16 protein-coding genes are annotated in these 21,572 nt (G+C 65.7%); 5 read left to right on the forward strand and 11 right to left on the reverse strand.

Annotated elements, in window-relative coordinates; all coding sequences use genetic code 11:
• Window positions 1–84: 84 nt before the first annotated feature.
• Both JY96_RS14575 and JY96_RS24040 read right to left on the reverse strand, forming a co-directional pair.
• On the reverse strand, window positions 85–1,131 hold the full coding sequence (locus JY96_RS14575; RefSeq protein ID WP_035038502.1) for a GGDEF domain-containing protein: 1,047 nt from the start codon (window positions 1,129–1,131) through the stop codon (window positions 85–87).
• 95 nt (window positions 1,132–1,226) lie between these two features.
• A complete protein-coding gene (locus JY96_RS24040; protein WP_035038505.1) occupies window positions 1,227–7,343 on the reverse strand; it encodes an excinuclease ABC subunit UvrA in 6,117 nt (2,038 codons plus the stop codon).
• 324 nt (window positions 7,344–7,667) lie between these two features.
• Between JY96_RS24040 and JY96_RS14585 the strand changes: the two genes are divergently transcribed.
• Both JY96_RS14585 and JY96_RS14590 read left to right on the forward strand, forming a co-directional pair.
• Window positions 7,668–9,596: a methyl-accepting chemotaxis protein gene (locus JY96_RS14585; protein WP_152606517.1), complete on the forward strand. Its 1,929-nt coding sequence runs from the start codon at window positions 7,668–7,670 to the stop codon at window positions 9,594–9,596.
• Between the two features lie 72 nt (window positions 9,597–9,668).
• Window positions 9,669–10,121, forward strand: coding sequence for a hypothetical protein (locus tag JY96_RS14590; protein ID WP_035038508.1), 453 nt, complete (start codon window positions 9,669–9,671; stop codon window positions 10,119–10,121).
• Window positions 10,122–10,233: 112 nt separating this feature from the next.
• Here JY96_RS14590 and JY96_RS14595 read toward each other — a convergent pair whose 3' ends face one another.
• Genes JY96_RS14595 through JY96_RS14605 form a run of 3 tightly spaced genes read right to left on the reverse strand, consistent with a single transcriptional unit; the run spans window position 10,234 to window position 12,287 of the window.
• On the reverse strand, window positions 10,234–10,656 hold the full coding sequence (locus JY96_RS14595) for a universal stress protein (RefSeq protein ID WP_035038511.1): 423 nt from the start codon (window positions 10,654–10,656) through the stop codon (window positions 10,234–10,236).
• Window positions 10,653–11,531: a metallophosphoesterase gene (locus JY96_RS14600; RefSeq protein WP_052162553.1), complete on the reverse strand. Its 879-nt coding sequence runs from the start codon at window positions 11,529–11,531 to the stop codon at window positions 10,653–10,655. The genes JY96_RS14595 and JY96_RS14600 overlap by 4 nt, the downstream gene beginning before the upstream one ends.
• A gap of 36 nt (window positions 11,532–11,567) precedes the next feature.
• Entirely contained in the window at window positions 11,568–12,287 is a 720-nt protein-coding gene (locus JY96_RS14605) for a UPF0149 family protein (protein WP_052162554.1), read from the reverse strand.
• A gap of 99 nt (window positions 12,288–12,386) precedes the next feature.
• Between JY96_RS14605 and JY96_RS14610 the strand changes: the two genes are divergently transcribed.
• A complete protein-coding gene (locus JY96_RS14610; protein WP_035038513.1) occupies window positions 12,387–12,821 on the forward strand; it encodes a cupin domain-containing protein in 435 nt (144 codons plus the stop codon).
• Between the two features lie 18 nt (window positions 12,822–12,839).
• Here JY96_RS14610 and JY96_RS14615 read toward each other — a convergent pair whose 3' ends face one another.
• A complete protein-coding gene (locus tag JY96_RS14615; RefSeq protein ID WP_081961277.1) occupies window positions 12,840–13,616 on the reverse strand; it encodes a glutathione S-transferase family protein in 777 nt (258 codons plus the stop codon).
• A gap of 164 nt (window positions 13,617–13,780) precedes the next feature.
• On the opposite strand from JY96_RS14615, the gene JY96_RS14620 reads away from it, so the two are divergent.
• Window positions 13,781–15,031 (forward strand): polyhydroxyalkanoate depolymerase, encoded by a 1,251-nt coding sequence (locus tag JY96_RS14620; RefSeq protein ID WP_035038515.1) that lies wholly within the window; start codon window positions 13,781–13,783, stop codon window positions 15,029–15,031.
• Window positions 15,032–15,041: 10 nt separating this feature from the next.
• Here the strand turns inward: JY96_RS14620 and JY96_RS14625 are convergent, their stop codons facing one another.
• The 4 genes from JY96_RS14625 to lpxC all read right to left on the reverse strand — a co-directional run bounded on the left by JY96_RS14625 (window position 15,042) and on the right by lpxC (window position 18,999).
• Window positions 15,042–15,725: a hypothetical protein gene (locus tag JY96_RS14625; RefSeq protein ID WP_035038517.1), complete on the reverse strand. Its 684-nt coding sequence runs from the start codon at window positions 15,723–15,725 to the stop codon at window positions 15,042–15,044.
• A gap of 94 nt (window positions 15,726–15,819) precedes the next feature.
• Window positions 15,820–17,715, reverse strand: coding sequence for a propionate--CoA ligase (locus JY96_RS14630; RefSeq protein WP_035038519.1), 1,896 nt, complete (start codon window positions 17,713–17,715; stop codon window positions 15,820–15,822).
• Window positions 17,716–17,865: 150 nt separating this feature from the next.
• Entirely contained in the window at window positions 17,866–18,054 is a 189-nt protein-coding gene (locus tag JY96_RS14635; RefSeq protein WP_035038521.1) for a hypothetical protein, read from the reverse strand.
• A gap of 9 nt (window positions 18,055–18,063) precedes the next feature.
• Window positions 18,064–18,999, reverse strand: coding sequence for a UDP-3-O-acyl-N-acetylglucosamine deacetylase (gene lpxC, locus JY96_RS14640; protein ID WP_035042974.1), 936 nt, complete (start codon window positions 18,997–18,999; stop codon window positions 18,064–18,066).
• A gap of 350 nt (window positions 19,000–19,349) precedes the next feature.
• Between lpxC and JY96_RS14645 the strand changes: the two genes are divergently transcribed.
• A complete protein-coding gene (locus tag JY96_RS14645; RefSeq protein ID WP_161784333.1) occupies window positions 19,350–20,351 on the forward strand; it encodes a DUF535 family protein in 1,002 nt (333 codons plus the stop codon).
• A 21-nt stretch (window positions 20,352–20,372) separates the two neighbouring features.
• Here the strand turns inward: JY96_RS14645 and JY96_RS14650 are convergent, their stop codons facing one another.
• A complete protein-coding gene (locus JY96_RS14650; RefSeq protein ID WP_052162555.1) occupies window positions 20,373–21,557 on the reverse strand; it encodes an SAM-dependent methyltransferase in 1,185 nt (394 codons plus the stop codon).
• Window positions 21,558–21,572 lie beyond the last annotated feature (15 nt).

Raw genomic sequence — 21,572 nt, forward strand, 5'->3', positions numbered from 1 at the left:
CCATCCACGTAAATGGCGCGCCGGGAAGGGCTAGTTCATGCCTTTGTATTTGTACAAAACTAAATGGGCGCGGGTCACCCGGGGTCAGTCCGGTTCGGCCACGACCTGATTGCGGCCACTCACCTTGCCCTGGTAGAGGGCGGTGTCCGCGCGGTTGATGGGGGCGTCCACCACTTCGTCGTGCCGGTGGGTGCTCACGCCAAAGGTCATGCTGACCTGGATGACCGTGCCGTTGAAGGGCACCTCCAGCGCCTGGACTTGCTGGCGCAAGCGCTCGGCCACCTTGATGGCCATGTCCTTGGCCGCATCCGGCATGAGGATGAGGAACTCCTCGCCGCCCCAGCGTGCGATGCTGTCCTGCTCGCGTGAGGCCTGGCGCAAGGTCTGGCTCACGGCCTTGAGGACGGCGTCACCAGCGGCGTGGCCATATTGGTCGTTGATGGACTTGAAGTGGTCGATGTCCGCCAGGATGAAGGCCAGCGGGCCCTCATGGCGTTTGCGTCGCACCACCTCGTATTCGGCGATCTCCATCAGGCTGCGGCGGTTGAGCAGCTGCGTCAGCGGGTCGGTGGTGGCCAGGACGCGCAGCTCCTTCTCGGCCTTGGTGACCAGGCGCAGGTAGATGCCTGACAGGTAGGTCAGGAGCAGGAAGGTCACGGTGATGTTGAAGTAGCGCAGGCCTGAGAGCGTCTGCGCGGTCAGCACGTCATAAGGCGGCAGGTCCCGCATGACCTTGTCCATGCCGAGGTAGATGAGCAGCAGGGCCACCAGCATGATGGGCTTGAAGGCCGGGATGCGGGTCTTGCTGATCACCAGCACGGGGACAACGACCAGCAGGTAGTAGTGAAAGCCGCTGTCCCAGCCAATGGCGCGCACGGCCAGCAGGGCGTGGCCAATGACCTCCAGCAGGATCAAGGCGACAGCCAGGAGGTTGAGCCGCTTCTTGAGGCAGACATAGCTCGTGGCGAACAACAGCACGCTGCCCAGGTTGACCTTGGCCAGGGTGTGGGCGCCCAGCTCATAGAACAGCCCCATGAACATCACGTGGGTGGCGCCAGCGACGGCCGCCACCTTGTACATCAACCCCCAGAAGGCGGTTGAGGTGTTCCGTTTGCCGAGTTTGTCTTTCATCTGAGACCGTGTCCCCCCGAATCGTCTTCGGATATCGGCGGGGGCGGTCCGGACTTGAGGGTGATGGGCGCGCCCGGCGCCAGGCCGCTGTGGTGTCAACCGCGGTGCAGCACCCCCTTGAGCGCCACGCCGGTGTGCGTCTTCTTGGCGACGATGTGGTCGGGCGTGCCTTCGGCCGCGACCTTGCCACCGCCGGTGCCGCCTTCGGGGCCCATGTCGATGATCCAGTCGGCTTCAGCGATCACATCCAGATCGTGCTCGATCACGACCACGCTGTGGCCGCCGTCCACCAGCCTGTGCAGCACGCGGATGAGTTTTTCCACGTCGGCCAGGTGCAGGCCCACGGTGGGTTCATCCAGCACATACAGCGTGTGCGGCGCCTTGTTGCCTCTGCGCGTGATGTCGTCGCGCACCTTGCTGAGTTCGGTCACCAGCTTGATGCGCTGCGCTTCGCCACCCGACAAGGTGGGTGAGGGCTGGCCCAGCGTGAGGTAGCCCAGGCCCACGTCCTGCAGCAGCTTGAGCGGGTGCGCGATGGACGGCATGGAGGCGAAGAACTCGACGGCCTCGTCCACCTCCATCTTGAGCACGTCGCCGATGTGCTTGCCGCGCCAGGTGGCGGCCAGCGTCTCGGGGTTGAAGCGCATGCCGTTGCACGTTTCGCAGTGCACCTTCACATCGGGCAGGAAGGCCATCTCGATGGTGCGGATGCCCTGGCCTTCGCAAGCCGGGCAGCGGCCTTCACCCGTGTTGAAGCTGAAGCGGCCGGCGCCCCAGCCGCGTGCGCGGGCTTCGAGCGTGTCGGCAAACAGCTTGCGGATGGTGTCCCAGAAGCCGATGTAGGTGGCCGGGCAGGAACGTGGCGTCTTGCCGATCGGCGTCTGGTCGACTTCGAGCACGCGGTCCACGGCGCCCCAGCCTTCGATGCCATCGCAGCCCACCCACAGCGGGGCGGTCTTGTCGCGTTCCCTGGGTGGGATGCTGACGGCGGCCTGCACATTGGCCAGCAGCACGTCGCGCGCGATGGTGGACTTGCCCGAGCCTGATACGCCGGTCACGGCCACGAGGCGTTGCAGCGGCACCTTGACGGTGACCTTGTCCAGGTTGTGCAGGCGGGCCTTCTTGATGGTGAGTTGCGGTGTGTCGGCGGTGACGGGGCGGCGCTCGCCTTCGTTGCCGTGCAGCGGGTGGGCCATGGGGGCGCGCAGGCAGCGGCCGGTGACCGAGTCGGGCGAAGCCATGATGTCGGCCACCGTGCCTTCGGCGACCACCGTGCCGCCTCGCACGCCGGCACCAGGGCCGATGTCGATGATGTGTTCGGCGCGGCGGATGGTGTCTTCATCGTGTTCGACCACGACCAGGGTGTTGCCCTCTTTGCCCAGGGTGTGCAGGGCTTCGAGCAGCAGTTGGTTGTCGCGCGGGTGCAGACCGATGGTGGGCTCGTCCAGCACGTAGCAGACGCCTTGCAGGTTCGAGCCCAGTTGCGCGGCCAGGCGGATGCGTTGCGCTTCACCGCCAGACAGGGTGGGCGCGGCGCGGTCCAGGCTGAGGTAGCCCAGGCCGACTTGCTCCATGAAGCTCAGGCGGGACTTGATCTCGCTGACGATGTCGCGGGCGATGGTGGCTTCGCGGCCATCGAGCTTGAGCTTCTCGCCCCACTTGCGCGCGTCCTTCACGGACAAGGCAGACAGCTCGGCGATGGACTGGCCACGCAGCTGCACCGCACGCGCCACCGGGTTGAGGCGTGCGCCATGGCAGGTCTCGCATTCGGCGTCGGTCACGTCTTCCACATCGGGCTCGGCGAAGGTCTGTTCGCGGCCCTTGTTGTCGTCGGTCTGCGAGTCGTCCATCACCTTGCGTTGTTCGCGGGTGAGCGCCAGGCCCGTGCCCACGCAATCGGGGCACCAGCCGTGCTTGCTGTTGTACGAGAACAGGCGTGGGTCCAGCTCGGGGTAGCTGGTGCCGCAGCTGGGGCAGGCGCGCTCGGTGGAGAACACCTTGACGCGGCCCATGTGCAGGGTGGACTTGCCCGTGGCCAGGGCTTCTGACAAGCCTTCCAGCCCGGTGATGAGGTGGACCACGCCCTTGCCATGCTCCAGTGCCGATGCCAGCAGCTCACGCAGGCGCGCTTCGTTTTCAGGTTTGACCACCACATCACCCACAGGCAGCTCGATGGTGTGCTCGCGGTAACGGTCGATCTTGGGGCCGCCGGCGGTGCCCCAGCCCGCGCTGGGCAGGAACTCGCCGTCCACGCGCAGGTGCGTGAAGCCGCGTGAAGAGGCCCACTTGGCCAGCTCGGTGTAGATGCCTTTGCGGTTGACCACCAGCGGCGCCATCAGGCCGATGTGCTGGCCACGGTAATCACGCACCCACTGGGCCGCGATGGCTTCGGGCGTTTGCGGCAGCACGGCCATGGGGTGGCCGTCTGCATCACAACAGGCCGGGTTGGTGCAGTGCTGCACGCCCAGCTTCACGAACAACAGGCGCAGGAAGTGGTGTACCTCGGTGGTGGTGCCCACGGTGCTCTTGCGGCCACCGCGAGACAGGCGCTGCTCGATGGCCACGGTGGGCGGGATGCCATACACGGCGTCCACTTCAGGCCGGCCGGCAGGCTGCACGAGCGAACGGGCATACGCGTTGAGCGATTCCAGATAACGGCGCTGGCCTTCATTGAACAGGATGTCAAATGCCAGCGTGGATTTGCCCGAGCCCGACACCCCCGTGATCACGTTGAACTTGCCACGCGGGATGTGCACGCTCATGCCCTTGAGGTTGTTCTCGTGGGCATTGATCACCTCGATGCTGTCGTGGCCGGGGGCCTTGGCAGCAGCTTCACGGCGGCGTTCGCGGCGGGCCTTGATGATGGCCTGCAGGCTGGTGCCTTCATCGGCGCGCAGCTTGTCGCTCAAGCCCAGCTCATAAGCGGCTTCGCGCTCCATGGCCACGACAGCTGCATTGGCTTCGGTCTCATGGGCGGCAAGCTGGCTGGCGCTTGCCTTGCTCTTGCTGCCCTTCGTGCTTTTGCTCGCCTTGGTGGCCTTGTCAGCTTTCGCGGCGGCGTCCTCGCCCCCTGGCGCATCCAGCCCCAGCGCATCTTCGTATTCACGCAGGGCCACGCCGGTGGCCGTGTTCTTCAGTCGCACTTCTTCTGGCGGGCCATAGGCCACCAGCTGGCCACCCGCATCGCCGCCTTCAGGGCCCAGCTCGATCAGCCAGTCGCAAGCGCGGATCACATCCAGGTTGTGCTCGATCAGGATGATGGAGTTGCCGGCATCCAGCAGCTTGGCAAAGGCCCGCATCAGCTTGGCGATGTCATCGAAGTGCAGGCCGGTGGTGGGCTCGTCGAACATGAACAGCGTGCCCTTGCGCGCCATGCGCTGGCCGGACTTGCTGGCCTGCTGCGCGGTCTCGACCAGATGCCCTGCGAGCTTGAGGCGCTGCGCTTCACCGCCCGACAAGGTCGGCACGGGCTGGCCCAGCTTCACGTAGTCCAGGCCCACATCGTGCAAAGGCTGCAAGGCGCGCACCACATCGACATCCTGGCCGAACAGGCGCACGGCCTCGGCCACGGTCAGCTCCAACACGTCCGAGATGGACAGCGGCTTGCCCAGGCGCTCGATCTTGACCTCGCGCACCTCGGCGCGGAAGCGCGTGCCATCGCAATCGGGGCAACGCAGGTAGACGTCGCTCAGGAACTGCATCTCCACGTGCTCGAAGCCCGAGCCGCCGCAGGTGGCGCAGCGGCCGGTGCCGGCGTTGAAGCTGAAGGTGCCCGCGGTGTACTGGCGTTCACGCGCCAGCGGCGTCACGGCAAACAGGGTGCGCACGGCGTCGAACGCGCCCACATAACTGGCGGGGTTCGAGCGGGCCGTTTTGCCAATCGGCGATTGGTCCACGAAGTTGACGGCGCTCAGCCAGTCGGCGCCCAGCAGCTCATCGTGCTCGCCGGGCGAATCCGTGGCCAGGCCAAAGTGGCGCAGCAGCGCGGGGTGCAGGATGTCCTGGATCAGGGTGGACTTGCCCGAGCCACTGACGCCTGTCACGCCCACCAGGCGCTGCAGCGGGAACGCGATGTTCAGGTTCTGCAGATTGTGTTGACGCGCGCCCTGCAGGATCAGCTTGGGCGTGTTCTCTTGCACCACGCGGCGCAGGCCCATGCCGATGGTGCGGCGGGCGCCCAGGTAGGCGCCTGTCAGCGTCTCGGCTTTCTTCAGGTCATCGGGCGTGCCGTCGAACACGATGCGGCCACCTTGATGCCCCGGGCCAGGCCCGAGGTCGATCACGCGGTCGGCGGCCAGCATCACGGCGGGGTCATGCTCGACCACCACCAGCGTGTTGCCGGCGTCCACCAGTCGCTGCATGGCCACGTTGATGCGGTCCATGTCGCGCGGGTGCAGGCCGATGCTGGGCTCGTCCAGCACGAACAGGGTGTTGACCAACGAGGTGCCCAGGGCCGTGGTCAGGTTGATGCGCTGCACTTCCCCGCCCGATAGGGTGCGGCTCTGGCGATCCAGCGTGAGGTAGCCCAAGCCCACGTCCACCAGGTATTTCAAACGGGTGCGGATCTCGTCGAGCAACAGCGCGAGCGCATCGTTGTCGCCCCGGTTGGCCAGCGTCACGAAGGAGAAGAAGCGCTGCAGTTGCGAGATCGGCATCAACATCACGTCGTGCAGATTCAGGCCCGGCAGTTGTTCAAGCTTGGCGCGCGGCATCGCGATGCCATGCGTCAGGAAACGCTTGGCCGGGGCCAGCACCGCGTCGGCGTCTTCACGCGAGCCCAGGCGCCACAGCAGCGATTCGGTCTGCAGGCGCGCGCCATCGCAAGTAGGGCAGGTGGTGTAGCTGCGGTACTTGGACAAGAGCACGCGGATGTGCATCTTGTAGGCCTTGCTCTCCAGGTACTCGAAGAAGCGCTTGATGCCGTACCACTGCTTGTTCCAGTTGCCCTTCCAGGCCGGGTCGCCATCGAGCACCCAGGCCTTGTGCTCGGGCGTCATCTGCGCCCAGGTGGTGTCACGCGGGATGCCGGCGTCGCCCGCGTACTTGATCAGGTCGGCCTGGCAATCGGCCCAGGCGGGTGTTTGCAGCGGCTTGATGGCGCCGCCCCTCAGCGTCTTCTTGGCATCGGGGATGACCAGGCCCCAGTCCACGCCGATGACGCGGCCAAAGCCCCGGCAGGCCGGGCAGGCACCGGCGGCCGAGTTGAACGAGAACATGCCGGGCGTGGGCGCGCTGTAGCGGCGGTGGCTGTCCGGGCAGTGCAGGCCGGCGGAGAAGCGCCATAAGGTGGGCTCCGGCTCGCTGCCGTCGGGCAAGCTGTCGCCGGATTCGGGCAAGGCATACACGGTGATGTGGCCGCTGCCGCGCTTGAAGGCCACTTCCAGGGCCTCCATGACGCGGGGGCGGTCCAGATCGGCACCGCTCGGGTCGGCCCCGATGCGGAAGCGGTCGGCCACGACGTCCAGCACCAGGCGTTCATCCGAGGCCAGGTCGGTGCTGGCCTCGTTGTTCGTCTTTTTGCCTGCCGCCTTGCTGGTCTTCTTGGCTGCGGCTTTCTTTTTGGCAGGCTTGGCATCGCCTTCCGCGTCGGCCGCGGCCGCGGCCGAAACCTGCGACGACGTCAAGGCCGCCGAGGGCAACAGGCTGGCCTTGACCACCCGCTGTGCCTGGATGCGCGAAAAACCGCTGGCCGACAGCCATTCCTGCATCTGCTCAGGCGTGGTGTTGGCAGGCAGCTCGGCGCCGAAGGTGATCACCACGCGGCGGCCACCTGGCGTGGCAGCGCAGCGCGCCAGCAGCTCGTCAAACACCGATTGCGGCGAGTCCTCGCGCACCAGCAAGCCGGTGTCCTGGTCAAACAGTTGCGCCGCGCGCGCGAACAACAGCTTGAGGTGGTCGTTGAGCTCGGTCATCGTGCCCACCGTCGAGCGCGAGGTACGCACCGGGTTGGTCTGGTCGATGGCAATCGCGGGTGGCACGCCTTCCACACGGTCCACGGCGGGGCGGTCCATGCGGTCGAGGAACTGGCGCGCGTAGGCGCTGAAGGTCTCGACGTAGCGGCGCTGGCCTTCGGCGTACAGCGTGTCGAACACCAGCGAAGATTTGCCCGAGCCGCTGGGCCCGGTCACCACCGTCAGTTCACCCGTGCGGATGTCCAGATCGAGGTTCTTGAGGTTGTGCTGGCGGGCACCGCGTATGCGGATATCGGACATGGGACACCTTGCGCTGGGGAGCCGCTGCAGGAGGATGCCGGCAGCAGGAGCGCAAACATTCTAGAGAGGGATTCATGACGGCGCCGGGCCGGGGCATGAATACCTTGTCCGATACGAGGGGGGCTTCATCGATTTTTACATTTCTGCGCTCAAGTAAGGGCGGGAGCGGACGTTATGCACGGGGTAGCGGGGCATGACATCTGCCCATGCACCCATCAGGTGCTTCGCCTTGCGTCAAGCGCGCTGCTGTGGACGCACACCGCATGAGCCTGGCGTGCCGTCAAGCCGGCTCCTGCATTTCTGGATGCAAACGAGGAGCCTGACGTGATATCGACCTGGATCGCCAATTTGCCATTGCGACACAAGTTCATCTTGTTGAGCATCGTGGCTTTGCTGATGGCCGGCGCGCCTTCGGCACTCGTGCTGAGCGAATCGGTCGGCAACCTTCAAGCCCTGAAGGACGAGGACAAGGGGCTGGCCCCCTCCAAGGCCATGCTCAAGCTGATCAAGCTGACGCAGGAACACCGGGGCCTCTCGGCCGCCGTGCTGAGCGGGGACAGCAGCAAGCAGGCTGTGCGCCAGGAGCGCCAGGCCCAGGTGGCGCAGGCCTTCGAGGCGGTGACGCAGGCCCTGGTGCCCATCTCGGACACCGGCCTGACCGACAAGATCAAGTCGCTGCAAGCGCAATGGCAGACCCTGGCCCAGGACGTGGGTGGCGGCGGCCTGAGCTTGCCGGCGAGCATCAAGCGCCACACCCAGCTGGTCAGCGGTGAACTCCTGCTGCTGGAAGATGTGGTGGGCGTGTCCGGCCTGGCGCTGGACGCCGATGCCCAGTGCTACTACCTGATCACCGCCGCCTTCCGCGACCTGCCACGCTTGAGCGAAAAGCTCGGCCTGTCGCGTGCCAAGGGTGCGGCCATGCTGGTCAGGAAAGAGGCGAACACGAATGAAGCCCTTGCGCTGGCGAGCCTGCTGGATGGCATCCAGATGCATGCGCTGGATGCACAGCGTGATGTCGACAAATCCGGTGTGCTCAAGGATGAGCACGTGGCCGACCTGCAGCATGCCGTGAAGGACGCCCAGGCGGCCCTGGTGCGCGGCCAGGACCTGATCAACAAGGTGGTGCAGGCCGAAGACCTCTCGGGCATGGACTCGACCGCCTACTTTCGTGACCTGACCGGTGTGATCCAGGCGCAGTTCGGTGCCAGCGAGCAGATCGTGGCGCACCTGGATGCCCGCCTGCAGGAACGCATCGACGGGGAGACCCGCCAGGTGGTGCTGACTGCGCTGGTGATGCTGATCATGTCGGTGCTGGGCGGCGCGGTGGCCACCCTCATCACGCGCATGACCACCCGCACGGTCAACGGTGCCGTGAAGGCCGCCCAGGCCATGGCCGACGGCGACCTGAGCCAGGCCATGCACGCCGAACAACGTGACGAGATCGGGCAACTGGTGCGGGCCATGGGCACGGCTGTGGCGCACTTCAAGCAGGTGATCTCGGGTATCAAGGACGCCAGCGAGTCCGTGGCCACCGCGTCCACGCAGATTGCCCAAGGCAATATGGACCTGAGCGCCCGCACCGAGAACCAGGCTTCATCGCTGCAGCAGACGGCCTCGTCCATGGAAGAGATGTCGGCCACGGTGAGCCACAACGCCAGCACGGCGCAGCGCGCCAATGAACTGGCCCTGCAGGCCGCATCCGAGGCCGCACGCAGCGGCGAGACCTTCTCGCAGGTGGTCCAGAAGATGTCGGCCATCCAGCAGTCCAGCCACCGCATCGCGGAGATCAACGCGGTGATCGACGGCATCGCCTTCCAGACCAACATCCTCGCTTTGAATGCGGCCGTGGAAGCGGCCCGGGCCGGCGAGCAGGGCCGGGGCTTTGCCGTGGTGGCCGCCGAGGTGCGCAGCCTGGCGCAGCGTTCGACCCAGGCCGCCCGCGAGATCAAGACGCTGATCAGCGCCAGCTCCGAGAGCGTGGACGAGGGCTGTGCCCTGGCCGCCGACACCGGCGAGTCCATCGAGCGCCTGGTGGCGCAGGTGCAGCAGGTCAGCCAGCTGATGAACGAGATCGCCTCGGGCAGCGAGCAGCAGCACCTGGGCATCGTGCAGGTCAACCAGGCGGTCAACCAGCTGGATCAGACCACGCAGCAGAACGCCGCGCTGGTCGAGGAGTCCAGCGCCGCGGCCGACAGCCTGCGCGACCAGGCGCAGCAACTGCTGCACGCCGTGGGGCAATTCAGGCTGGCCTGACGCGGGGCGTGAAGCGCCAAGGTTTCATGTCAACATAGCGCCTGATCCTTCCATCAGGCGCTGTTTTTCGACATGACCATCAAACGCATCTTCATTGCCCTCCTGATCCTGATCGTGCTGCCCACGCTGTACGTGATGGGTGCCCTCAAGTGGAGCTACTCCAGCGGCGAGCGGGCCGGCTGGGTGCAAAAGCTCTCAAAAAAGGGCTGGGTCTGCAAGACCTGGGAAGGCGAGCAGGTGCTGGTGACGCAACCCGGCGCGCTCTCTGAAAAATTCCTGTTCACCGTGCATGACGAGGCCGTGGCCGAGCAGATCAACCGCTTGATGGGCCAGCGCGTTTCCCTGCACTACGAAGAGAAGGTGGGGCTGCCCACCAGCTGCTTTGGTGACACGCGCTATTTCGTGACCAAGGTGGTGTCGGTCGAGGACGCCGCCATGCTGCCGGGGCCGGCGGGGCATGTCGCCCCGGCACCGGCTGCGGCTGCGTCGGTCCCCTCTGCGGCATCCGCAGCGTCTGCCCCCTGACCTCGGCTTGATCCACGCTCGAGCGCCGTTTGCGCCCGCAAAACAAAGGCCCGCTGGATGCGGGCCTTTTTTCTTGATGGCGATCAAGTCGCCAGGGACGAGTCAGCGGGCGTCAGCGCACCAGCAGAACCGGCACCTTGCTGCGCGCCAGCACCTGCGTGGTCACCGAGCCGGTCACCAGGTTCATCAGGTTGCTGTGTCCGTGCGAGCCCATGATGACCAGGTCGAACTTGCCCTTGTCGGCCATCTTGGAGATCACCTCAGGTGCATGGCCGGTCTTGGCCACATAGGCCGTGGCGAGGTCGTGCTTGGCCGTGAACTTGCGGATGGGCTTGAAGATGGCCTCGGCCGTGTCGTCGTAATACGTCTTGAGCTGGTCGGCCGGGAACATCGAGGCGGCGTGCGGCGGGATCAACGGCACCACCGTCAGCACCGTGTACTCGTGCTGGCCACTGAGCCACTCTTCGTGTGTCGTCAACCAGGCCAGCATGCGCTTGGTGTAGGGGCTACCGTCCACGGGGAGCAAGATCTTCATGTGGTTCCTCTTTCTGTTGCGGTGTCAGGGTGTGAGCGTAAGTCTAGGTCAATCACGAACTGCTCGACAAACGTCTCCTGCTCGCCCTTGCTGACATAACCGCGCGGGTTGGCGGCCACGCGGCATTGCCAGGCTTGCCCTTCGTGCAGGCCACGCTTGAGGTAATCGATCGGGCAGTGCAGGTGGCCGTGCACCCACAACTGGGCATGCCGCAGCAGCTCGTCCAGGCCATTGCAGAAGCCGGCGGTGCCGGGCGTCAGGCCGTAACGCGGGTCGGCGCTCAGCAGGCTGGGCGCGAAGTGGGTGACCACCACGGTGCGGCCCTCGAAGGGCTCGGCCAGCGCGGCGCGCAACCAGTCCTGGCATGACAACGCCAGCTCGCGCATGGCCTCGGCCAGCATGGGCTGGCCATCGAGCAGGGTGGTGTTCTTGCGCAGGTAGAAGTTGGCCGCGCGGTAGGCCTTCTCGCGTTGCTGCAGCTGCCGCGTCAGGTTGGATTCTTCGGCTGCGAAGGCGTCGAAGTCGCTCCACAAGGTCGTGCCCACAAAGCGCACATCGCCGATGGTGTGCACGGCCTGATCCAGCCAGATGATGCCCAGTTGGGCACAGATCGCTTGCAGACGCTCGCGCGTGGGTGCGAACTCCAGGCCGTCGTACTCGTGGTTGCCCGGGATGAACAGCACCGTGCGCCAGGGCGAGCCGGGCCGCAGGGGCGAGAACTGGCCCAGCCCGAAATCGTCGGTCTCGAGCCGGCTGCCGGCCTGGTAGGAGCCAATGTCACCGGCCAGGATCAGCACATCCACATCAGGCGCAGCCTGGGCCTTGAATTGCGGGTAGCGCTCGAGGTGAAGGTCGGAGAGCAGTTGAAGACGCATCGGCGCTCAGCCAGCCCGCGGGCTGGCTGCATCAGATCAGTTGGCGCCGTGGCAGTTCTTGTACTTCTTGCCGCTGCCGCAATGGCAGGGGTCGTTGCGGCCGATCTTGGGGCCGTCGCGCACCACGGTTTCCACCTTGACGCGCTCGGCGATGCCGATCTGGGCCAGGTCCACCACATCGAACACCAGGGCCTCGATGGCCTCGTCCATGCTCTTGAGCGGGTGCTCTTCGTCCAGCGCCTTGGTCATGGCCTGCTGGGTTTCATCCTGCTCGGGCAGGTGGCGCCAGATGGAGTCCAGCAGGTCGGGCACGCCGGGCAGGGCGGCCTCTTCCAGCTGCGGGAAGTTGGCCAGGGCCCATTCGAAGCCGGCGGCCCAGTAGCCGATGCCTTCCATGGCGTCCTTGCCTTCGAGCACCTTGCCATCGTCATCCTCGATCATGGGGATGATGGGGTCGAACCAGCCCTCTTCCAGGATGCCGCGCAGGATCTCGTCCTTGCGGCGGGTGATCAGCTTGATCAGCTTGTCGTGCTGCTCTTGCGTCCAGCCGGGGATGCCGGGCTCGGGCATGCCGTCCGTGCCGAAGATGGGCGGCAGCCACTGCTCGGGCTCCAGCACCACGGGCTGCACCAGCACACCGGCCAGGTAGCCGTCCAGGATGACCGCGTCCACGGTTTCGAACGGTTCTGGCACGGCGCCCAGCAGCATGTCGATTTCGTTGATGTCGGCGTCGCTCAGTGCAGGCGTGTTTTTCATCGTGGGGCTTCTTTTTCGGTGCATCAAAACCTGCATTGTGCCGGGAATGCTTTATGCGTGGCCAGCTTCCGCATCGATTGAGCGCAAAGGAGCTGCACCATGCTGGATACCACGGCGACCAAGTTCTCTCATGTTCGGCCCGAAGACACCGATTGGCACGGCGAGGGACTACGCGATTTTTTCCTCTACAAGGACCTGGGGATCAAGGACGCGACCAATGGCCGCGTCATCGCGCACCTTGTCAAGGCGAACAGCGCGCCAGAAAAGGGCACGGGCTGGCACCGACATGAGGCCGATTTCCAGATCGTCATCATGACCAAGGGCTGGGCCCGCTTCATGTACGAGGATCAGGAGACCCTGGTCAAGGCCGGTGACTGCGTGCACCAGCGCCCCGGCGTGCGCCACTACCTGTTCGATTACTCACCGGACATGGAGTACCTGGAGATCGTCAGCCCGGCCGACTTCCGCACCGTGGATGTGCCCGCCGTGTGCGACATCCCCGATGCCACCCCGTGGGATGGCCCGGAGGCCTGAGGGGCGCGTGGAGCAGGCTCAGAACTCCACGTCCAGCTCGTCGATGTCGGCGGGCTCGGCCTTGGCGCCCTTGAGCCATTCCTTCATCTCGGGCTGGCTCAGCATCAGGTCGCAGTAGGCCTGGCAGACGGCGTCGAGCTTGACGTCGTAGGTGGCGAAGCGGGTGCACACCGGCGCGTACATCGCGTCGGCCACCGTGCGTTGTGCGCCAAACAGGTAGGGCCCGCCATAGGTGCTGATGCAATCACGCCAGATCGCGGTGATGCGGTCGATGTCGGCCTGCGCGCGCGACCAGATCTTGAACTTGGGGAAGTGGTTGCGCAGGTTCATCGGCAAGGACGAGCGCAGGGCCGAGAAGCCCGAGTGCATCTCGCCACTGATGGCGCGGCAGTGCGCGCGCGCCTTGGCGTCGGCGGGCAGCAAGTGGGCTTCGGGGCAGACCTCATTGAGGTATTCGGCAATGGCCAGGGTGTCCCACACGCGGATGCCCTGGTGTTCCAGGCAGGGCACGAGGATGGACGATGACAGCAGCAGGATCTCGGCACGGGTGGACGGGTCTTCCGGCGGCAGCACGTGTTCCACGAAAGGCAGCCCCGCAAAGCGCGCCAGCAACCAGCCCCGCAGCGACCACGACGAGTAGTTCTTGCTGGTGATCGTCAGCGTGGTCGTGGTGTCGGGCAGGGCCTTCACGGCCGCCGGTGCCACGGCCTTGATGGGGGCCTTCCTGGCCACTGCTTTCTTGGCCGCCGCTTTCTTCGCGGGTGTGCGGGCAGGTGCTTTGGCAAGGGTGGCCATGAGGTCTCCTGTTGTTGGGGGTGCCGCGGGTATGCCAGCTGAAGACAGCAAGCGTTGTGCCATGTGGCGAGGGCGCGTCTGACACGGCGCGTTCAACAAAAGGTGGCTCGCAAATTGCAGAACAGCTGGCAACGCCTGTTCACGGCTCTACGCGAAAGTCCCGCATGCTTTACACGACCTATCAGGCCCAACACACCATCCTGGAGCCCTGGCGCGTGATGGCCCAGGGGCTGGCCGACTGCCTGCACCAGATCCTGCCTTCGGGCCCGGCCGAATCCTCCATGGAGGAGCTATTGGCCGGTGGCGTGTTCTCGCGCAGCGTGGCGGCCGCCCAAGAGGTGTTCGCCCGACTGAAGCTGACCCACGCGCGCCCTGCGTTCGACATCCCCTCCGTGGTCTGCCAGGGCCGCGAATACGCCATCACCGAAGAGAAGGTGATGAGCACGCCGTTCGGCACGCTGCTGCGTTTTCGCAAGGAGGGCGGCCCCGAGTTGCCGCGCGTGCTGCTGGTGGCGCCCATGTCGGGCCACTTCGCCACCTTGCTGCGTGACACGGTTCGCACGCTGCTGCAGGACCACGACGTCTACATCACCGACTGGCACAACGCGCGTGACGTGCCCTTGCGCCACGGCCCCTTCGGCCTGGACGACTACACCGAGCACCTGATCCGTTTCCTGGACCGCATGGGCCCCGGCTCGCACCTGATGGCCATCTGCCAGCCCTGCGTGGCCGCGCTGGCCGCCACCTCCTTGATGGCGCAGGACGCCCACCCGGCGCAGCCCCGCAGCCTCACGCTGATGGCCGGCCCGATCGATTGCCGCGTCAACCCCACCGGCGTGAACGAGCTGGCCACCAGCAAGCCCATGAGCTGGTTCGAAGAGAACATGATCCACAAGGTGCCCTGGACCCAGCGCGGCGCGGGCCGCAAGGTCTACCCGGGCTTTGTGCAGCTGTCGGCCTTCATGGCCATGAACCGCGAGCGCCATCAGAAGGCCTTCGAGGACATGTACGCGCACATCGCCGCCGGCGAGCACGACAAGGCCGCCCACACCAAGGCCTTCTACGAAGAGTATTTCGCCGTGGCCGACCTGCCGGCCGAGTTCTACCTGGAAACCGTCGGCAAGGTCTTCCAGACCTATGACCTGCCCCGTGGCGCCTTGAGCTGGCGCGACACCATGGTGGACCCGCGCGCCATCCGCCGCACGGCCTTGTTCACCGTGGAGGGCGAGCGCGACGACATCTGCTCAGTGGGGCAGACCGTGGCCGCGCAGGACCTGTGCACCTCGGTGCGCCCCTATTGGCGCAACCACCACGTGCAGACGGGCGTGGGCCACTACGGGGTGTTCAGCGGCCGCCGCTGGCAAAACGAGATCTACCCGCGTGTGCGGGATGTGATCCACCAGACGGCGGCTTGAGGGGCGCCTGTCAGGGCTGGGAGACCACGGTCGGGACGGGCTGGTCGCTGGGTGCCGTCGTGCCCACGGTGGGGCCGGTGATCACGATCGAACCGCCAGTGCGGGTGCCGCTGCTGTCATTGCTCAGGGCATTGACCTGCAGCACCCAGCCAAAGTTGGCGCTGATGGTCACGTACTTGGCTGGGTCGTTCAGCGAGGGCACGCGCAGGGCGGTCACCTGGATGCGGTGTGTGCGTGTGTCGATGGTCATGCCGCTTTGGCAGACGGGGATATCCGTCCTGTTGAAATCAGCGGCCAGGCGCTGGATCTCGGCGGCGCTCCAGGCGCTACTTCTGCAGGCGAAATCCGTGACGGTGTTGGTGGCGTTGTCGGTGAACACCACGGCAAACTTCTGCGCGTTGCTTTGCGAGAAGATGAAGCCTGCGTCAAACGCGGGGGACTCCGGGCTGATGTATTCCAGCGTGTCCACGTCGAATTGCTGCGTGCCGGAGGCCCCTGTGTAGTTGGTGTCCAGCTGGTAGGCGCCTACCTTGACGGTGCTGGTGCCGCCATCCACCGACAGGTAGCCATCAGCCGGCAGTTTTGACGAGGGCGTGGCCAAGGTGTCGCCACTGTCGCCGCCGCCGCCGCAAGCGGACAAAGTCAGAACCGTGAAGGCGCACGCGAACGCGCGCAGCTGTGTGAAACGAGCCACCGTACTCTCCCTGAAGTGCTTTTGAATGGACTTCGGGACTGTACGGTGTATCGGTGTCAATTCAACGCAGCCTGCCCCCCGTAGAAGCGGGGGATCAGTGCTTCACCGCCTCCTGCAACTGGGCCAGCGCGGTCGGGTCCTCGATGGTGGTGAGGTCGCCGGTTTCGCGGCCCTCGCACACGGCCTGGATGGCGCGGCGCAGCAGCTTGCCTGAGCGCGTCTTGGGCAGCACATTGACGAAGTGCACGCGGGCGGGGCGGCCCACGGCGCCGATCTGCTGGTCCACCGTGGCCATGATCTCGGCCTCCAGCGCCTTGCGGCCGGCCTCGTCGGCCACACGGGCGGCATCGCGTGGCACCACGAAGGCGCGGGCCACCTGCCCCTTGAGCTCGTCGGCCACGCCCACCACGGCCACCTCGGCCACGGCCGGGTGGCTGCTCACGGCCTCTTCGATCTCGCGCGTGCCCAGGCGGTGCCCGGCCACATTGATCACGTCGTCGGTGCGGCCCAGGATGAAGTAGTAGCCGTCCTCATCGCGGATGCCCCAGTCGAAGGTGTTGTAGACCTGCTTGTGCTTGAAGGTGCGCCAGTAGGTCTTGACGAAGCGTTCGTCATCGCCCCAGATGGTCTGCATGCAGCCGGGTGGCAGCGGGCCTTCGATGGTCAGCACGCCCTTCTGGTTGGGCTGCGTGAGCTCTTCGCCCGTGAGGTCGTCCAGCAGCTTGACCTGGTAGCCGGGCATGGGCACACCGGGTGAACCCAGGCGTGGCTTGGCGTTCGGGTCCACGCCGCGCGCCAGGCTCAGGATGGGCCAGCCGGTTTCGGTCTGCCAGTAGTTGTCGATGATGGGTTTGCCAATGGCCTCGCCGATCCAGCGTGCCGTGGGTTCATCCAGCGGCTCGCCCGCCAGGAACAGGTGCTTGAGGCTGGAGAGGTCATGGCGCTTGAGGCAGTCCGGGTCCTGCTTCTTGAGCACGCGGATGGCGGTGGGCGCCGAGAACATCACGCTGACCTTGTACTTCTCGACCAGGGACCACCAGATGGCGGCATCAGGCCGAATCGGCAGGCCCTCGTAAATGATGGTGCTCATGCCGGCCAGCAAGGGGCCGTAGACGATGTAGCTGTGGCCCACGACCCAGCCGATGTCGCTGGTGCAAAAGAAAGTCTCGCCGGGCTGGCCGCAGTAGATCTGCGCCATGGAGGTGGCCAGGGCCACGGCATAACCGCCGGTATCCCGCTGCACGCCCTTGGGTTTGCCGGTGGTGCCGCTGGTGTAGAGCGTGTAGCTGGGGTGGTTGGACTCGACCCATTCGCAAGGCACCTTGGCATCCAGCACGGCCTTGCGGGCGCTGGCGTAGTCCACATCGCGCGGCGCAACCAGGTCGGCAGGGGCCAGGCCCCGATTGACCAGCAGCACGTGCTTGACTGGGTGCTGACACAGGCTCAGGGCCTCGTCCAGCAGGGGCTTGTAGGCGATGACCTTGCCGCCGCGCGAGCCGGCATCGGCCGTGACGATCACGGTGGGTTTGGCGTCATCGATGCGGGTGGCCAGCGAGTGGCTGGCAAAACCGCCGAACACCACCGAGTGAATCGCGCCGAGCCGGACCGTGGCCAGCATGGCGATCACGGCCTCGGGGATCATGGGCATGTAGATCAGGACCCGGTCACCCTTGCCGACCCCCATGTTGACCAGCAGGGCAGCCATGCGCTGCACTTCCACAAACAGCTGGCCGAAGCTGATGATCTGCTCTTTGCCCGTTTCGGTGGAAACGTGGATCAGGGCGGGCTGATCGGGGCGGTGGGGCACGTGGCGGTCCACGGCGTTGTGGCACAGGTTGGTCTGGCCGCCCACGAACCACTTGGCAAAGGGCGGGTGGCTGTGGTCGCACACCTGCTCGAATGCTGTCGCCCATTCAATGCGCTCGGCCTGTTCGCGCCAGAACGCATCACGGTCGGCGACCGACCGCTTGTACACAGCTTCATAAGTCATGTCGAGTCCCTTTAGCGCGCGTGTTGCGCGTCATTTGTTATCTCGACATACTAGATTTTCCTCACCCCCCTTAGATGAGTGGTATCCCCATGAAGATGGGAGTGGGTCGGTGTTTCGTCCTGATATCCGGGGGGGAGCGCTGAAAAATGCCTAAATGAAGACGGCGCCTCGGCGCAGGATGAGGGCGCCGAAAAAAACCAGCGCCAGCACCACGCCCCACTTGAGCACTTGCATGGCGCGTTGGCGCCAGATGGCCTCGCCCGTCACCGTGTGCAGCAGCATGCTCACCACGAAGCCGCCGACCAGCAGCAGCGTCATCAAGCGGAAGACGGCACCCATGTCTGGCGATTACCAGGCGGGGGCCAGTTCGGCCATGCCGCGGGGGGCTTTGGCCTCGTCCTCGAAGGTGACGATGTCCCAGGCATCCTGCTGGGCCAGCAGGGCGTGCAGCAGCTTGTTATTGAGCGCGTGGCCGGACTTGTAGGCGGTGTACGAAGCCAGCAGGGGGTGCCCCACCACGTACAGGTCGCCAATCGCATCCAGGATCTTGTGCTTGACGAACTCGTCGTCGTAGCGCAGGCCGTCGCTGTTGAGCACGCGGTAGTCGTCCACCACGATGGCGTTGTCCATGCTGGCGCCCAGGCCCAGGCCACGTGCACGCATCATCTCCACGTCCTTGGTGAAGCCGAAGGTGCGGGCGCGGGCGATGTCGCGCTTGTACTGGCCGGAGGCGAAGTCGAACTCCACGCGCTGGCCGGTCTGGTCCACGGCGGGGTGGTCGAAATCGATCTCGAAGGCCAGCTTGTAGCTGTTGTAGGGCTCCAGGCGGGCCCATTTGAGCGTGCGGCCTTCGCCTTCACGCACTTCCACCATCTTGTTGACGCGCAGGAACTTCTTGGGCGCCTTCTGCAGCTCGATGCCGGCGCTTTGCAGCAGGTACACGAAGGCGGCAGACGAGCCATCCAGGATGGGCACTTCCTCGGCCGTGATGTCCACGTAGACGTTGTCCAGGCCCAGACCGGCGCAGGCCGACATCAGGTGCTCGATGGTGTTGACCTTGGGGGCGCCGGGGTCACCATCGGGCGAAATGGTGGTGGCCATGCGCGTGTCGCACACCGATTTGGTGTTCACGGGGATGTCGACCGGCTGGGCCAGGTCCACACGCCGGAACACGATGCCGGTGTTGGGCGGCGCAGGGCGCAGCGTCAACTCGACGCGCTGGCCGCTGTGCAGGCCCACGCCCACGGCTCGGGTCAGGGATTTGAGTGTGCGTTGTTGCAGCATGGGCGACATTATCGCTGCGGCGCAGCAAGGCTGCCAGCCAGCAGGCTATCGGTCAGGGGGCAAGCGGCTGCGGCCGCGCCGTAGGCAGGCTCAAGCTGCGCGGCGGCGTGCCGCAACGCCCAGCACGGCCAGGCCGCTCAAGGCCGCTCAAGGCCAGGGCGATGCTTTCAGCTTCCGGCCAGCGGCGATGTCCACCGTGTGGCCTTGATTTTGGTGTTGCCAGGCACACGGCCTGCCCGACTTGAGGGGGATTGCACAAAAAACGCCCATTAATGAGCGTGAACCCTCACGTGCCGCGAATCAGTTTTCCGTATGCTTCAAACGTAAATTTATGTTTCAGGTTGCGTTTGATGCCCCCTCTCAACATGTCCGCCAGTTTGACCGTGGCCCGCCCAGGCGCCAGCGCTTCCGCGGCCATGGGTCAGGCGCGCCCGGTCGGCATGTGGAGGCACTTGCTCGAAAAGCTGTCGGAGCAAGGGGTGGGTGGGCTGGCCTCGGGTTTGATGCGCATGGGCGGTGTGATGCTGACCTGGGGGCAGCACCAGGCCTTGCTGAAGGTCATTGACCAACCCGGGACCCGTGCGGTGCGGGCCGCTTTTCCGCGCATGCCCTACCGCTACACGCTGCCCTATCTGTCGACCAGTCTGGACTGGCACGAGCGTTGGGCCGCGCTGATGTCGCACTACGCCTTTGTCAACAAGGCCTTCTCTGCTGACTTCTCCAGGTTGGTGCTGGAGGGCACGCTGGAAGTCTGGCGTGCGCAGGTCGACGACCAGTGCATGAGCGTCAATGTGCAGGGCCTGTGCCCGGTGACGCGCCACCGCGAGGGGGAGTTGACCCTGTGTTTCAAGATGGGCGGGGCCGCGATCTACAAGATGTCTTTTTCCATCGTGCGTCTGGCGGATCTGAATCTGCCGCACACGGGCCTCGCCGGGCGTGCGCCTCATGCTTTGTACGTCGGGCGTGTCCAGGGTGTCTCGGGTGCCATGGACGCCATCCGGCAGGCCACGGCCTTGATGGGTGACGTGGCACCTCAGGATGTGCTCATGTCGGTGCTGACGGGCCTGGCGGGCGCCTTGAACATCGATACCGTGCTCGGGGTCAGCGATGGCACCTGCGTGTCGCGCGACACCATTGCCCAGTCCGGCAGCAGCTTCTGCTACGGCCAGTTCTGGGCGCGTCATGCCGGGCAGGTGCTCGAAGGCGGGCACCACCTCATGAGCCTGCCCATGGCCGAGAAGCCCTTGAGCGAGATCGCGGCCAAGCACCGCAAGCGCACGCAACGCAAGCGTGAGTTCAAGCGCCAGGTGGCCGCGGATTGCGCACAGGCTTTTCGGGCCGTGATGGCCTAGTGGCCTGGCCTGCCCCTCGCATCACAGTGTGTGGGTGCGGTCGCCCTGTGAGAACCCGATGGCATCGAACCACGGGCCTTTCACAAAGCCGATCACCTTGAACAACTCGCCCATCTCGTGTTCGGCCACCAGCATCTGCATGGCCGCACGCGATTTGAGCTCGGCAGCCGTGCTCGCCTGACCGGTGCTGGCCAAGGCTTCAGCCAGGCCGCAGTTGGTCAGGAAGCGGCCTTGCGAGGTGTAGCCCAGCACTTCCCAGCCGGCCTCTTGCCCCGCCAGCGCGATGCCGGTGAAGTTCACGTGGGTGGTGATGTCCTTGTCGCCCACCATGGCCAGTGGGTCCGGGTCGGCTGTGTGGGCGTGGTGGCACATCAAGGTGCCGCCCGTTCGTTGGGGCAGGTAGTACTCGGCCTCCGGGAAGCCGTAGTCGATGAAGAAGGCTGCACCACGTGTCATGCGCTGGGCCAGCGTGGCCACGAAGGCTTCGGCCTGGCCATGCGTCTCGGTGACGGTGCCGGGCAGGTAGACGTCATCGATGTGCTCGGTGGGCGGGCGCACGCCCTCCGGGGCCGGGCGGTCGGCCCAGATAAAACGGTTGGCAGTTTCCGGGTCGGGTGACAAGGCCACACCACGCTCCAGCCAGGCTTTGCCTGTCCAGGTCAGCAGGTGCACGGGGATGGCGTCCAGCACCTCGTTGCCGATGATCACGCCGGTGATCTCGTCGGGCAGGCTGTCGGCCCAGATCACCTTGTGCGCCATCTGCGGGTGGGCCTTGACGATGGCCTGATGCTGGCGGTTGCGCAGGCTGCCAGACAGGTCGACGATGGTGTAGCGCTTGATGCGGTCGCCCAGTTCGCCCAGCAGCTGCACGGCCAGCGCACCGGTGCCCGCGCCAAACTCCCAGATCTCGTCGGTGCCCGTGGCCTCCAGGGTCTGGACCAGCTGGTGCGCCAGGGTTTCGCCAAACAGCGGCGTCAGCTCGGGGGCGGTGACGAAGTCGGAGCCATCCTGCGGGCGGTGGCCCAGCACACGCCGGCCACCGCTGTAGTAGCCCAGGCCGGGGGCGTACAAGGCCAGCTCCATGAAGCGCTCGAAGCGCATCCAGCCGCCACGTTCGCGGATCTCATGGGCAATCAGGTCGCCCAGCGGGTGGCTGGACACGGGGGCGGCCACTACACTGTGGTCCGAGTTCGTCGGGCGATGCATGCCCTATTGTAGAAA

This window comes from Aquabacterium sp. NJ1 (genome assembly GCF_000768065.1).
Classification (GTDB): Bacteria; Pseudomonadota; Gammaproteobacteria; order Burkholderiales; family Burkholderiaceae_C; genus Aquabacterium.

What these genes read in the sequence shown, in the direction of transcription:
- JY96_RS14575 (WP_035038502.1), bottom strand. Translation starts at nt 1,131, where the DNA reads ATGAAAGACAAACTCGGCAAACGGAACACCTCAACCGCCTTCTGGGGG.
- JY96_RS24040 (WP_035038505.1), bottom strand. Translation starts at nt 7,343, where the DNA reads ATGTCCGATATCCGCATACGCGGTGCCCGCCAGCACAACCTCAAGAAC.
- JY96_RS14590 (WP_035038508.1), top strand. Translation starts at nt 9,669, where the DNA reads ATGACCATCAAACGCATCTTCATTGCCCTCCTGATCCTGATCGTGCTG.
- JY96_RS14595 (WP_035038511.1), bottom strand. Translation starts at nt 10,656, where the DNA reads ATGAAGATCTTGCTCCCCGTGGACGGTAGCCCCTACACCAAGCGCATG.
- JY96_RS14600 (WP_052162553.1), bottom strand. Translation starts at nt 11,531, where the DNA reads ATGCGTCTTCAACTGCTCTCCGACCTTCACCTCGAGCGCTACCCGCAA.
- JY96_RS14605 (WP_052162554.1), bottom strand. Translation starts at nt 12,287, where the DNA reads ATGAAAAACACGCCTGCACTGAGCGACGCCGACATCAACGAAATCGAC.
- JY96_RS14610 (WP_035038513.1), top strand. Translation starts at nt 12,387, where the DNA reads ATGCTGGATACCACGGCGACCAAGTTCTCTCATGTTCGGCCCGAAGAC.
- JY96_RS14615 (WP_081961277.1), bottom strand. Translation starts at nt 13,616, where the DNA reads ATGGCCACCCTTGCCAAAGCACCTGCCCGCACACCCGCGAAGAAAGCG.
- JY96_RS14620 (WP_035038515.1), top strand. Translation starts at nt 13,781, where the DNA reads ATGCTTTACACGACCTATCAGGCCCAACACACCATCCTGGAGCCCTGG.
- JY96_RS14630 (WP_035038519.1), bottom strand. Translation starts at nt 17,715, where the DNA reads ATGACTTATGAAGCTGTGTACAAGCGGTCGGTCGCCGACCGTGATGCG.
- JY96_RS14635 (WP_035038521.1), bottom strand. Translation starts at nt 18,054, where the DNA reads ATGGGTGCCGTCTTCCGCTTGATGACGCTGCTGCTGGTCGGCGGCTTC.
- lpxC (WP_035042974.1), bottom strand. Translation starts at nt 18,999, where the DNA reads ATGCTGCAACAACGCACACTCAAATCCCTGACCCGAGCCGTGGGCGTG.
- JY96_RS14645 (WP_161784333.1), top strand. Translation starts at nt 19,350, where the DNA reads ATGCCCCCTCTCAACATGTCCGCCAGTTTGACCGTGGCCCGCCCAGGC.
- JY96_RS14650 (WP_052162555.1), bottom strand. Translation starts at nt 21,557, where the DNA reads ATGCATCGCCCGACGAACTCGGACCACAGTGTAGTGGCCGCCCCCGTG.